11 protein-coding genes are annotated in these 13,133 nt (G+C 42.8%); 3 read left to right on the top strand and 8 right to left on the bottom strand.

Annotated elements, in window-relative coordinates; genetic code table 11:
- Positions 1-274 precede the first annotated feature (274 nt).
- The 3 genes from K5677_RS05150 (at position 275) to K5677_RS05140 (ending at position 4,167) form a co-directional block, all read left to right on the top strand.
- Positions 275-1,285 (top strand): radical SAM protein, encoded by a 1,011-nt coding sequence (locus tag K5677_RS05150; protein WP_296725476.1) that lies wholly within the window; start codon positions 275-277, stop codon positions 1,283-1,285.
- A 2-nt stretch (positions 1,286-1,287) separates the two neighbouring features.
- Positions 1,288-1,998 carry a dockerin type I repeat-containing protein gene (locus K5677_RS05145; RefSeq protein ID WP_296725474.1) on the top strand — a complete coding sequence of 237 codons (711 nt, stop codon included), beginning with the start codon at positions 1,288-1,290 and terminating at the stop codon, positions 1,996-1,998.
- A gap of 156 nt (positions 1,999-2,154) precedes the next feature.
- Positions 2,155-4,167, top strand: coding sequence for a dockerin type I domain-containing protein (locus K5677_RS05140; RefSeq protein WP_296725471.1), 2,013 nt, complete (start codon positions 2,155-2,157; stop codon positions 4,165-4,167).
- Between the two features lie 43 nt (positions 4,168-4,210).
- Here the strand turns inward: K5677_RS05140 and K5677_RS05135 are convergent, their stop codons facing one another.
- Genes K5677_RS05135 through K5677_RS05100 form a run of 8 tightly spaced genes read right to left on the bottom strand, consistent with a single transcriptional unit; the run spans position 4,211 to position 13,129 of the window.
- The gene (locus K5677_RS05135; protein WP_296725468.1) at positions 4,211-5,734 is read right to left on the bottom strand and encodes a polysaccharide biosynthesis tyrosine autokinase; all 1,524 of its coding nucleotides are present in this window, start codon (positions 5,732-5,734) and stop codon (positions 4,211-4,213) included.
- A gap of 52 nt (positions 5,735-5,786) precedes the next feature.
- Positions 5,787-6,905, bottom strand: a complete 1,119-nt coding sequence (locus K5677_RS05130) for a DegT/DnrJ/EryC1/StrS family aminotransferase (RefSeq protein ID WP_296725465.1) — start codon at positions 6,903-6,905, stop codon at positions 5,787-5,789.
- The gene (locus tag K5677_RS05125; RefSeq protein WP_296725463.1) at positions 6,898-7,428 is read right to left on the bottom strand and encodes a GNAT family protein; all 531 of its coding nucleotides are present in this window, start codon (positions 7,426-7,428) and stop codon (positions 6,898-6,900) included. The genes K5677_RS05130 and K5677_RS05125 overlap by 8 nt, the downstream gene beginning before the upstream one ends.
- Positions 7,421-8,365, bottom strand: a complete 945-nt coding sequence (locus K5677_RS05120; RefSeq protein WP_296725461.1) for a hypothetical protein — start codon at positions 8,363-8,365, stop codon at positions 7,421-7,423. Before K5677_RS05120 ends, K5677_RS05125 begins: the two co-directional genes overlap by 8 nt.
- A gap of 13 nt (positions 8,366-8,378) precedes the next feature.
- The gene (locus K5677_RS05115; protein ID WP_296725459.1) at positions 8,379-9,596 is read right to left on the bottom strand and encodes an ATP-grasp domain-containing protein; all 1,218 of its coding nucleotides are present in this window, start codon (positions 9,594-9,596) and stop codon (positions 8,379-8,381) included.
- Positions 9,593-11,044, bottom strand: a complete 1,452-nt coding sequence (locus K5677_RS05110; RefSeq protein ID WP_296725457.1) for a lipopolysaccharide biosynthesis protein — start codon at positions 11,042-11,044, stop codon at positions 9,593-9,595. The genes K5677_RS05115 and K5677_RS05110 overlap by 4 nt, the downstream gene beginning before the upstream one ends.
- Positions 11,041-11,979 (bottom strand): glycosyltransferase, encoded by a 939-nt coding sequence (locus tag K5677_RS05105; protein WP_296725453.1) that lies wholly within the window; start codon positions 11,977-11,979, stop codon positions 11,041-11,043. Before K5677_RS05105 ends, K5677_RS05110 begins: the two co-directional genes overlap by 4 nt.
- The gene (locus tag K5677_RS05100; RefSeq protein ID WP_296725451.1) at positions 11,972-13,129 is read right to left on the bottom strand and encodes a hypothetical protein; all 1,158 of its coding nucleotides are present in this window, start codon (positions 13,127-13,129) and stop codon (positions 11,972-11,974) included. The genes K5677_RS05105 and K5677_RS05100 overlap by 8 nt, the downstream gene beginning before the upstream one ends.
- Positions 13,130-13,133 lie beyond the last annotated feature (4 nt).

The following is a 13,133-nucleotide window of genomic DNA, read 5'->3' as shown; positions in this document are numbered from 1 at the left end:
GATGTCATCAAAAATGACATTTATTGATTGCATTTTATGCATATATTATATCAAATGTCAAAGATAAAGTCAATATTTAGCAGCAAGTTCTGATTTGTGCAAAACTGCTAAATATGTGCAGGGAATTTCTTGCATTTTTTTCGGGAATAGTGTGAGAAATCCTTCAATTTCAAGCGTCTAATAAGTAGGAACTGTAAATCTTTTGCTTTGGTTTTATTACTTAATTTTTGTGAAATATATTGCATTTTTCATGGATATGTATTATACTGATAACATGAATAGGTCAATATTCGGAAGAGAGGTGGTAATTCTGGATTATACAATCAGCATAACAAATAAATGCAATCTGAAATGCAGCTATTGCTATGAACGCCGCCTTAACACGGAATATGGCTGTATAAATGATGAAACGCGTGACAAGATAGCTGATTATATTAAAAGTCAGGGCGATGCAGGGACGGTCTATCTTTTCGGAGGCGAACCGCTTCTCTATAAGGACACTGTAAAATTCTACTGCGAGAGCCTTACAGCTAAAGAGTTTGTCATTACCACCAACGGTACTCTCCTTGACGAGGATTTTATCAAATGGTGCGCAGAGAGAAAGATAATCATCAATATGTCTCATGACGGCAAAAAATGTACCGACAGAGGCGCTGATACGGCGGTTCTTGATGCAAATCTTGAATTGCTGCTGAAATATCAGCCCGAGACACTTGTTCAGCTGGTCTATACAGAGCAGACTCTTCCTGAATTATACGACAATATACTCTATCTTAAAAATATGGGCGTTAAAAAGGTCTCTGCGGCTATGGACGCATTCCTTGTTCCAGAGGATACAGACAGCTTCGGCGATATGATGAGGGAGCAATGGCGCAGGATCTCCGAAATCCCTGACCTTTTCGTATATGAGCTTGCTGTAAAAAAGAAAAATATCAGGGAAAAAAAGCGAAATCTCTGCGAAATATGCAAAAAAAAGATATTTATAAACTGGGACGGAAGCTTTTATCCATGTGTTCAGTTCCAGAATATACCCGAATATCGCTGCGGTGATGTTTTTGTTGGTATACAGGCTGAAAAAGCAAGAAAAGAGCACCCCGACTATTCAATGGTGTCTGAGAGGTGCAGAGGCTGTGAGATAGCAGAATACTGCCGCAACTCATGTGCCTGCCGGAAAATGGCTACAACAGGTACGGTAAGAGATATTTCCGAAGCCGCCTGCATGGAGGAACAGGTACATATCCTGACCGCACTGGAAATGATCAATAAGGAAAACGGAGGTAAGTAATTATGAGGAAGTTTACTAAAGAAATATCGACACTTTTAGCAGCTGTGACAGTCAGTGCTTCTGTCAATGCGGTTTCGGTATCCTCGGAGGAGAGCATGCGTCTGTCAGGTCAGAGAACAAGTTCTGATACCGAAATAGCAGATATTACATATCCGACCGATGAAGATATGGTCTCGACAGCAGGTGTGGATATTGCACCTGTTACAACAGCTCCGAGGGAAATAACTACCATAAATGTCGGTGATCCTATAACTGCGACGACAACTACTGTATATGATGAGGAGATTCCGCCGCTTATGGGTGATGTTGCTCCGCCTGCTGTCACAACAACTACCATTCCGCCTGTTGCAGGAGGAATGATGGGACCTTCTACAACAACTGCTGAGGAAATACCGCCGTTCATGGGAACGATGACTGCCGCGACCACTACTACTGTTGTAACCACAACAACCACATCTGAGGAGGAGATCCCGCCGCTTATGGGCGAGGTAGCCTATATCCCGGGTGACGCAAACGGTGACTTCGAGTTCAATGTTGCGGATATCATCACACTTCAGAGGTATATCCTGCATATGCCAGATGCAAAGATATATGACTGGTATCAGGCTGATATGTGTAAGGACGGAGAGATAAACATCTTCGACCTTGTAGTTATGAGACGTGAGCTCTTAAAGCAGATGAGATATGACGCTGAAAGAGTATTTGACAAATAATAAAGGCAATAGAACAAGCTCCGACTGTATTTGCGAGGTACAGTCGGAGCGTTTTTTTGAAAAAAGCACAAAATATGTCTTGAAATTACTATTATACAATGATATAATGAGTAAAAGCCATATGGCTGAAAAAAATATAAACGGCAGGTGATCACAATGAAACTTAATAAACTTACGGCGGCTGTTATAGCGGCTGTAACAGCTTTTGTTCCATTTTCTCCAACATTTTCAGTATCGTCTGAGCCCTCAGCTGTGTATGCGGCGGACTATACCTCTAATCTCAAGCCCGTTAAGGTCAATTCAACGACTTTTCCTGACGCGAATTTCAGAGCGTATATATCTGAAGCCTTTGATAAGGACAAAAACGGCACCTTAGATGCAGATGAGCTTTTAGTTGCACGAAATATCTGGTGCAACGGAAGAAATATCAAGTCCTTGCAGGGTATCGAGTATATCACGGAGCTTCGCGGACTTTACTGCATGGATAACCAGATATCCACTATGGACCTCAGTAAGAATCAGCAGATAACAGGTATATGGTGTTCTGGAAATCTCTTTACCTCTCTGGATTTTTCGTCAACGCCGACGCTGCAGTGGGTATACTGCTATGACTGCAAGCTGACCTCGCTGAATGTTTCGCAGAATCCCGAGATGTCATATATCGAGTGCAATTCCAATCCGCTGAAAAAGATAGACGTGAGCCATAATCCTGTACTTGAGCACCTAATGTGCGGAGACTGTGAGCTTACTGAGCTTGACCTCAGCCATAATCCGCGAATGCAGCACCTTGACGCATTCAGAAATAAATTCAAGACACTGGACGTTACCTGCTGCCCACTGATGAAGAGGCTTGACGTCTGGGATAACCCGGAACTGGGAAGCATCGACGTAAGCAAGTGCCCGGGACTGCAATACTATAACTGCTCAAACAATAATGCCACAAGCGTAGATGTAAGCCGCAATCCCGAGCTCAATAAGCTCATATGCTCATATAATAAGCTGAAAACCCTTGATGTATCACACAATCCTAAGCTTGCTTATCTTGACTGTATGCAGAATGAACTGACAGGGCTTGACCTCAGTCACAATCCTAATCTTCGCTTTCTGCAGGCGTTCATAAATGAGTTTACCGAGTTGGATATAGGCTATAATCCTTACCTTATAAAGACTCACAATGAGGGAGAGGACGAGGACATCTGGAATTACGGAAAATTCCACGCTTGGAAGATAGATTACGGCGGAGATACCTCAACAGGCGGAGATAATATCTTCTTTATCGCCTTTGATAACAAGGTAAAGCTTGATAAAACTCCAAAGGCAGCTTTTATTGAAGATGTTTCCGACGATGACGATATAACCGATACCAGTCAGCTCATTACACGTGAGGCAGCGGTGCAGACTCTGTATGAAATGGCAGGAAAGCCAAGTGTAAGCGGTCTTAAATCAAGATTCAAGGACGTAGAGCACGGCGCATGGTACGAAAATGCCCTTCTCTGGGGCGAGAAAAATTCCATGTTCCTCGGTTATCCCAATGTCCTTTCAGATACCTTCGGCGTTGGCAAATGGGTGACAAGAGAGGATATAGCACTTATGCTCATGAGATACTCAGAGTATAAGAACTATGAGCGAGCTATCGACTTCGGCAGAAGCGACGATTTCATGGACTATTTTGAGGTGGATTTTGACCATTGGGAGGCTATATGCTGGGCTTGTACATGGCATATCATGGAAGGAAAGGGCGAGGAGGGCGCTCCAAAGGAGGAACGCCGGCTTGATCCTAAGGGAAAGGCTACACGTACTGAATATACTGAGATGATAAACAGAATGCTGGAGGTAAACAAGACCTCGGCTGAGTTTACTATCCCCGAAAATCCCGATACTCCTGCAAGACCTGAAAAGCCTGAGATAACCGAGGATTATTCACTTGGTGATGTCGATAACGACAAGGCAGTAAATGCAGTTGACGCTTCAACGGTACTGATATATTATGCAATGACATCTATCAATAAAAACGGTGAGTTCAGCGATAAGCAGAAGACTGCGGCTGATGTGGACCGCAACAGCGTAATAAATGCTGTGGACGCTTCGCATATTCTTTCATACTATGCTTATGTTTCTACTCCAAAAGCAAAGATCGAAACAATGGAAAACTATATGAAGCAGCAATAAAAAATAAGCGATACACTTGAATGACAGTGTATCGCTGTTTTTTTTATCTCTTAGACTTATTGCCGCCTGTATTTCTGTTTCTGCTCTGTATCTGAGCGTCTGTCAGCCTCGGAACAGCTGAAATGCTTCTGTTCGGAGTAACGAACTTGTTATACTTTCTTCTGGTCTTTATATCATTTATAATGAAGCCAAGCATATTTGCCTCGAAGAATTCGATCCTGCTCATTGCAGAGTCAATATCGGCAGATGATGTCTCTTTGTATCGTACTACCATTACCATGCCCGATACCTTCTTAGCGATCTCAACCGCGTCGGTGAAGAAGTTTACAGCAGGTGTATCTATGATGATGTAGGTGTACTTTTCCTCAAGCTTTTCGAGAAGCTTATCCATATTCTCAGATGCTACCAGCTCTGAAGGATTAGCTACAGCGTCGCCTGCGGAGAGAATATCAAGCTTGTCCATAAATGTCTTTTTTATGCATCTGTCAAGGTCAGAAATATTTGTGAGGGCATTTGCAAGACCTTTCTTCTCGCTGATGCGGAATATCTCGTGCTGGACAGGATTTCTCAGGTCAGCGTCTATAAGGAGGACCTTGTTGCCGCCCTGTGCAAGAGTAATAGCGATATTGGCAGCGGTAATGGATTTTCCCTCGAATGGCTCTGCTGATGAAACCGAGATGACCTTTTTGTCATAAGATGTGAGAGAGTAGATTATACTTGTACGGATAGCCTTGTAATTTTCAACTACGGTAAACGGAACGTATTTATTGAAAAGACTGACGAAGCGGTTCTTTTTATCGCCGCTTTTCAACTTGGTCTTAAAGTGTCCGACTTCACCGATAACGGCTGTGTTATATCTGTTGCTGAGAGTATTTACGTTTCTTACGGAATCGTCAAAGAAGTCCATTATGAATATAAGGAGCAGAGAAAGGAGTATTCCTGCTACCATACCGAGAGCAGAATTCTTTATCTTGTTTGGCGATACCGGAACACCGTTGTACTTTGCCCATGACATATACTTTGCAACGCTCTCGTTTCCGATAGCCTTATGGAGATACTGGTCGGAATACAGTGCAAAATAGTTGCATATAGCAACCGAGATCTCAGGATCCTTGGTTATTACCTTCAGTTTGAGAACAAGAGTATCCGGAACGCTTTCGATAAAGATAGTGTCACGGAGCTCATTTGCCGGGATACTGTTTTCGCTGTCGATAGTGAAAACAGTTCTTATCTTGTCCTCACCGAATCTTTTTATAAGCTCATCGCTCATATCCTGCATAACGAGGTCGTCATTGAGTACCTCGATATATGTATTTGTGAGCTGTTTCAGGTTGTTTACATCGTTTCCTTTTTCGCTTGTTGAGTTGTTTCCGTTCTTGATAATACTTGAATTGCTCTGAACATAAAGGTTAAGGTGTGATTCGTACTTTGGTGTGATGAAATACTTGGATACGCAGAAAGCAATTATACCGCCGCATACGGCGAAAAGGATTATAAGCCATAATCTTCTGAAGATCAGAGAAAAAATCTCCCTGAAATCAATTACGTTTTTTTCATCATTCCTCATGGTTTCAGCCTTTCTAATAAGTGGATTTTTGCAGCCTTAAAAATGATATTTCTCAGCTTTTTCTCAAGCTCAGGATTATATCACATATCTTTTCGACGATCTCCTCGCTGAGGTCGGCATACAGCGGAAGTGTGAGCACACGCTTGCTGACGTGGAGCGCAACAGGAGTCTCGTTTACGTCGTACTTTCCGTGGAAGCACTCAAAGGTATTGGAAATAGGGTAGAAATACTTTCTTGCATTTATGCCGTTTTCAGCAAGAGCCTTGAATACTTCATTTCTTGTTGCACCGAAGAGCTTTTCATCGAATACAACAGGGAAATATCCGTAATTTGGCTTAACGTCCTTCTGCGGCTTGCAAAGCCTGATACCGTTGACGTTTTCGAGGCGGCTTCTGTAAAGCTCGGTGACCTTGCGTCTCTTTTCGATCTCGTCGTCGATATGTCTGAGGTTGCATATGCCCATAGCAGCCTGAAATTCGTTCATTTTAGCATTTCCGCCAATGTAGGCAACGTCCTCAGGACCGTGTATGCCGAAGTTCTTCATATCGTTGAGCTTCTGAACGAGACTGTCGTCCTTGAAGCAGAGCGCGCCGCCCTCGATAGTATTGAACACCTTTGTGGCATGGAAGCTGAACATAGAAGCGTTTCCGAAGCGGGCAGCACTTTCGCCCTTATAGGTCACACCGAAAGCATGAGCAGCATCGTAAATTACCTTGAGGTCATATTTATCAGCTATCTTCTGTATCATTTCAACGTCACATAGATTACCGTATACGTGAACAGGCACTATAGCGCAGGTATTGTCTGTGATAAGCCTTTCGATAAGCTCTGTATTTATCGTATAGTCAGTATCGTTTATATCGCAGAATACGGGAGTAAGCCCGTTCCTTACGATAGCGTGGGTTGTCGAAGCGAATGTAAAGGGTGTAGTTATTACCTCGCCGCCCTTTGGAAGGTTCATAGCAGCGATTATATTTTCCAGGGCAAGGTGTCCGTTAGTATAAAGTGTAACGTGAGGAACGTCAAATCTTTCCTCGAGCTCTTTCTGGAGCTGCATATGCTTTTCGCCCATATTTGTAAGCCAGTGGCTGTCCCACATACCCTTGATCTCGTTGCAGTATTCCTCAAAATCAGGCATAGAGGACCTGGTAACTAAAATATTATCATTCATTTCCTTTTATCTCCATATATTCCTCTCTAAGGATAGCATATCTATGCATATCGATATATTTTCCGTTTTTGAATACAGCCTTTCGCTGAAAGCCTTCATGTTTGAAGCCGCAGTTTTCATAAAGCTTAGCTGAAACTGTATTTTCAGCCAGACAAGAAAGCTCGATCCTGTGCAGATTAAGATTCATAAATGCGTGGTGAAGCATTTCCTTTACAGCAAATGTGCCGATACCCTTGCCGCGGTGTTCGATATTGCCGATCATCAGATGAAGCTCTGCACACTGATTGAACTGGTCTAAATTAGTAAGACTGACAAGACCGTACAGAACATCGTCATTTTCGTCAACGATAGAGCATCTCACGTTCCTTGCCCGTGATCTCATATAATTCTCGAACCATTCCTCGTCAACTCTGAGATTTATATATCTGTAGGGTGCGCCGAGATGTCCTATCAGCTCAGGATCATTTCTCCATGAGTTTATAACTGTAAGGTCCCTGCTTTCCAATTCGCGGAGTTTATACATTATTTATCGCCTCGATTACATATTGGATTTCGTTGTATGAATACCTCTGATCGCAAGGCAGAGGGAGTATGTTTTCTGCCATATCATATTCCGCATCGCATTCAGTGCAGTTGTCAAGCACATTAGGCCATAATGTCGGTATATAGATCTTAATATCCTTGAGTTTGTTTCTTATTTTTTTGCCGTTATCAATATACAGCGGATACATGAAAGCGCCAGCCGGGATATTGAGCCTGAGCTTATTTACAGCCGAGAGCGCTTCATGGTAGGTTCGGAAGTTTTCTGTTCTTTTCTTTTCAATGAGATCATAGTCTATGCCGTGAAGGATATTCTCGGTAAGACGCGACATTTTCTTGATAGGCTCATCGAAGAACATATCATTGTTTGCGGCATATTCGCCGTAAAACTCTGAAGCTGTTCTCTCAAATCGTCCCAGAAGGAAATTCATTCTTCCGAAGGATTCATCAGCAGGGAACTGTCTGTCAAGTTTTGCGTCGGTAAAAAGTATTGCTCCGTCGGCAACTCCGAAAAATTTCCGGCAGGTATAGATAGTATCTATGCCCTTTATAGGTCTGTGGAAATATGCCTGTGCATTGTCAATAATTATCCTGTCGTATTTTTTCTTCAGTGAAAGGATATATTCATCTGTAAGCTGACCGTAGTAATTAACCACGTACAGCCATTCATCCTCATCTAAGGTTATATCCTCCATTTTTAGGTCACTGCCTATGGAGTAATATCTCACATTAAGATCATAGCTGCTGAGGACCTTATCATTTGAATCGCACATCATTTTCGGGAAGCGAACTTTTTTGATATTTCTGCTCTCGATAAGATATGCAAAGCCGTTTCTGCCGCAGTTAAGCTTTATGCCGTCATCATACAGCATATCCGAATGAAAGGTCTCAAACTCGATGTATCCGCCTATCTCTCTCATATATTTTTCCTGCTCAGTCCTGATACTCGATCCTGAGCCACTTAGACGGATCTGACATTGCTTTGTCAAGCTCCTCACGGGTGTCAAATCTCATGAACAGATCGCCAAGGGTCATATTAGCGCCTGTAAACGGCTTTACAACGTCGCCTGCCTTTGCAGTTATCATAGTGTATTTAACGTTGTTTTTCTCGACCTCGGGATCAATGGTGATAGAATTGAGGATACGGTCGCGGTCTGTATCCGAATGGATATCGAACTGTACCCAGTGACCATCGCATTTGCCCTGTTCTATCTTTGTAAGAGGAAGTCCTACAGCTTTTCTTACCTCGTTTTCGATAAGGTCTGCATTTTCGCCGTATGCCATATTCTGTATCTCAGCGATGCGGCAGCCGCCTCCGCGGGGGGATACCTCCATGATGTAGGGCTTGCCGTTTGAGCCTACGCAGGCTTCGATGTTATAGATACCTGTTTTCATATTGAGCAGGTCCATAAGTCTCTGGAGGTCATCATGGAGCGCCTTGTCGTCATCGGCTGACATTGTAGCAGGCCATATCAGCATAGCAGGTGTGTATGGATTAACAGCCTGCTTGTCGAAGAGCTGATCTGCAAATGGACCGAATACTATTTTTCCGTCCACTGTGAAGAAGTCTCCGTCGCTGTGGAAGCCCTTGAATGTAATGAAGTCCTCGATGATGAACTGTCCGTTATGACCGCAGTCCAGAGCAATTTCGATAGCCTCTGAGAGCTTTGCAGGATCGTCAACTCTTGTAACGCCCTTGCTGCCTGCTGAGTCAACAGGCTTTACGATAACAGGCCAGTCAAAGAAGTCGATATCATTGAAAGGCGCATTCTTGTCGCTGTAGCTCTTTGAGTGGGGACAGTTGAAGCCGTTGTCGGTAAGAAATTTACGGAAAAGTCCCTTATCCTGAAGTATCTTTACGGACTCATAAGGTCCCTGGAAAGGAAGTCCCATTTTTTCTGCTGCATAGGCTGCCGAAGCAACGCCCGGATCGCAGGCAAATGAGATAATACCGTCTACATTATGCTTTTTAGCTGCCTCAAGAACGGCATCCTTGTCGATAACGCTTACATTGCAGTATTCATCGGAATACTTATGAGCGATATTGTCGGGTAGATAATCGCAGGTAATTACGTAGCAGCCCAGCTCGTGAGCTTTTTCGATTACGGGGAGTATGAAAGCCGATCCGCCCAGTATCATAAGTTTTTTCATATATTTTTTTCCTTCTTTCGGTTTAAAAGACTTTTTATAACATCAAGCAGGTAATCAAAGCTGTCGATATGCATTAGTTTTGAACAGATGATGTATACTATAACGCCTAATGGCACCTGAATAATGAGCATGAGTATATAGTGGATATCCACCAGGTTTATGAGGCATATAACAGCGCCCATTATAGCTGATGCAATTATTTGTGGTATCATATCCGCTACCTGTTCAAGATAGCTGTAATTCAGCAGCTTCTTGTTTGGCCATGCATTTATGACCTGGCTGATGACAGACGCTGCAAGCACACCATAGACCATAGCCTTTACAGATATGAACATTGTTGCAAGTATCGAAGCGAAATCCACGAATTTCTTGATAATTTCAAGCTTGAGGTATGTATCGCTTCTGCCGATAGCCTTTATAGCGTTGAGATTTGCGGTATGTATTGGCATGAAAGCATAGGAGATACACAGTATCCTGAGGTAAGGTATTACAGGCAGCCAATCCTCTGTCAGAACTATCCTTACTACAGGTCCTGCACAAACCATGATACCCACCATGAAAGGCATGAGTATATAGGTACCTATCTTGATAGCGCGTCTTGTCATATTTTTTACATTTTCACGCGAATCCTGAACGCTTGCCATAGACGGCAGAAGTACGCTGTCTATTGAGGAATTGAGAATACTTGTTATAAACTGAGGGAAGTACTCGCCGTAGGTATAATATGCAAGGTCCTCCTTGGAGTATTTTCTTCCTATTATAAGACCTCTCAGTTTAAGGTAGATGACCTCCATGAGAGATGAAGCGAAGAGCTTCCAGCCGAAGGAGTAGAGCTGCTTCAGACGCTGAAACGAAAACATTTTTTTGGGGCGCCATTTTACCGTTATCCAGAGAATACAGGTATCAATGGTGACATTTACGAGATTCTGAGCTATGATAGCCCATAATCCGAAGCCTAAATATGCCATTACGATTCCGACAACAGCCGCAGTTATGGTACCGATAAGCGTTGCAAAGAAGAAACGCTTGAACAGCATATTTTTGCTGACATAAGCCTGCTGAACATTTTTCAGTCCCGAAACAACAAGTACCAGACTCATTACTCTTATAGCAGGCGTCAGCTCAGGGGATTTATAAAACCATGCTATGAGAGGAGCGGCAAAGAACATCAGCAGATATGCTCCTCCGCATACCACGCAGTTGAAGTAGAATACGGTGGAAAAATCAAGGTCGTCAGCGTCTTTTTTCTGAATGAGAGCATTTCCCAGACCGCTTTCGATAAATACCTGTAAAATCTCGATGAATATGAGGATAAGACCGATAGTTCCCCATATCTCAGGCACAAGCATTTTAGCAAGGATCATTTGTACAATGAATTGTACCATTTTTGCGCCGAAGCGTTCACCAAGTCTCCAGATGAGGTTAGTAACTACTGTATCTCTTTTCATTTGCCGCGCACCGCCTGTATCTTATCGTTCAGCTTTCTGATCGTCTTATGAGTTATAGTTCTGCAGAATGCAGCGAAACAGCGCGGTGAGCTGATCAGGGACGCATATTTGTTCTCAAGCACCATTATCTTGGCTTCCTCGCGGTTTATAGCCTTTTTGATAACAGGTGAATACTTATGCTTTGTATATTCATCAATAGACTTGAAACCCTTGATGATGTTTTTATGCTGGGTGACCTTTTTGCTGTTGTCTGAATCCATCATAGATGACCATGAACCGATTGAATTCAGTCTGTAGCATGACATTGTTTTGGGTATATAGTGGATATAGCCTATAGAAGCAAAATACAGCGCCATAGGATAATCGCCGATACCATTCATTTCAAAGGCGGGATTTTTCTCCCTGAAGGTATCATTTCTCCACATGAGCGAGCTGAAATGGAAATATGCTGACGGCTCTGAAAGAGCTATATCTCTGAAGGTGTAATCCTGCTCTTTACGGGAGGGATTAAAGGTTTTTCCTGTAGATTTGCCGTTTTCAAATATTTTCTCTGTGTTGTGTACACAAAGAGAGCATTCGGGGTGCTTTTCCATGTATTCAACCTGCATTTGCAGCTTATACGGATCAGTCCAGTAGTCGTCACATTCGCAGGCAGCAACATATTTTGTATCGATTTTAGGCAAAAGATACTTATCCTCAATGTCTATGCCCTGCTGATATTTGTTCTCGTCCTGTAGTATTGCCTCAAACATATCGGGATATTTTTCCATATACTCCTTTATTATATCGGGAGTACTGTCTGTTGAAGCGTCATCATGTACGAGGACCTTGAATTTAAATGAAGTTTTTTGTTTAACAAAGCCTTCAAAGGTAGATCTGATATATTTCTCATGATTGTAGGCGAGGCATATTACTGTTACTAAACAATTACTCACTTTTTCTCTCCTCAATTTCTGATTCATTGATATATGTGATGCTGTCCTGACAGCATACGTTTGCAAGCAGGATTATCATCCAGAATGAAGCCTGTCGGTGGTTTGCAAGGGTGAAAGCTTCAAGGAATATGGCAATGTATACAGGCAGCACCTCAAGCTTGATATGCTTTACATTGGAGTATATCCACGCAAGGAGTATAAAGAAGGGGAGAACTCCGTAATAATAGCAAAGGGATATCCATGTGGAATGCAGCTCCTCGCTGTGTCCGTATCTCGGGAATGAGAAGCCCTCACCGTATCCGAACAGAAAGTACTCGGGGTGCTCCTGAGCTACATTCAGGGCTCTGTCGTTGATAAAGCTCTGGAGCACAGAATCGTTGCTGTGGAGCTTATCTGAAATACGAAAATGATCCCAGTCAATATGAATGACATCTGCCATAATGAGAATGATAACTGCTCCGATACCAAGTATTATAATAAATAATAATGTATAAGAGATACCGCCGTTATCCATAGCTTTTTTCAGTGCTATCAAAGCGTCGAGACCGACGAGCAGGCAGAGGGTGATGAGCATACCGCCTGACGAGGTCTGTACGATAAGCAGTGCAGCCACAAGGACGTAAAGGTATTTCCATTTATCCTTTAGCAGAAAGAGTATCGCCAGTGTGGAAACGACCGCAAATCCCATCTGATTAGGATCGGTATAGGTTCCCATGTATCTGTATGTGCCCTCCCAGTAGCCGCCCTTGTGGAGCAGGAATATCGCAAGCTGCACCAGAAGGTTGATCTTGCAGACTGTGGCCAGAGCCGTCAGCCATTTCTTGTCATACATAAAGTGTCTGAAGCACAGTATGACGATGAAATTGAATACATAATACAGACATGATTTTAAAAACTCGCTGCCGTGATATATGAAAAAATAGATAAAATTAATGATAAAAACACAGATGAGGAACAGCTCGAATATCTGATCCTCGTTTCTGAGTCCTTTTTTCCTTTCATAAACCAGAAAGGCAAAGGAAAACAGCAGGAAGAAATCGCCCAGCTGCAATGTGCCGCTGTCAAAAAGATAAAACGGCTTTAACAGAAAATATATCAGAAAGCATACCGAAGATAAGCTGAATGATACCTTGTTATCTGTTCTGGTCATAACA

It is taken from the genome of Ruminococcus sp. (assembly GCF_024684275.1).
Note: the sequence above shows the minus strand (reverse complement) of the source record. Positions and strands in the feature narration are given on the sequence as shown.

What these genes read in the sequence shown, in the direction of transcription:
- K5677_RS05150 (WP_296725476.1), top strand. Translation starts at nt 275, where the DNA reads ATGAATAGGTCAATATTCGGAAGAGAGGTGGTAATTCTGGATTATACA.
- K5677_RS05110 (WP_296725457.1), bottom strand. Translation starts at nt 11,044, where the DNA reads ATGAAAAGAGATACAGTAGTTACTAACCTCATCTGGAGACTTGGTGAA.
- K5677_RS05120 (WP_296725461.1), bottom strand. Translation starts at nt 8,365, where the DNA reads ATGAGAGAGATAGGCGGATACATCGAGTTTGAGACCTTTCATTCGGAT.
- K5677_RS05130 (WP_296725465.1), bottom strand. Translation starts at nt 6,905, where the DNA reads ATGAATGATAATATTTTAGTTACCAGGTCCTCTATGCCTGATTTTGAG.
- K5677_RS05140 (WP_296725471.1), top strand. Translation starts at nt 2,155, where the DNA reads ATGAAACTTAATAAACTTACGGCGGCTGTTATAGCGGCTGTAACAGCT.
- K5677_RS05145 (WP_296725474.1), top strand. Translation starts at nt 1,288, where the DNA reads ATGAGGAAGTTTACTAAAGAAATATCGACACTTTTAGCAGCTGTGACA.
- K5677_RS05125 (WP_296725463.1), bottom strand. Translation starts at nt 7,428, where the DNA reads ATGTATAAACTCCGCGAATTGGAAAGCAGGGACCTTACAGTTATAAAC.
- K5677_RS05135 (WP_296725468.1), bottom strand. Translation starts at nt 5,734, where the DNA reads ATGAGGAATGATGAAAAAAACGTAATTGATTTCAGGGAGATTTTTTCT.
- K5677_RS05100 (WP_296725451.1), bottom strand. Translation starts at nt 13,129, where the DNA reads ATGACCAGAACAGATAACAAGGTATCATTCAGCTTATCTTCGGTATGC.
- K5677_RS05115 (WP_296725459.1), bottom strand. Translation starts at nt 9,596, where the DNA reads ATGAAAAAACTTATGATACTGGGCGGATCGGCTTTCATACTCCCCGTA.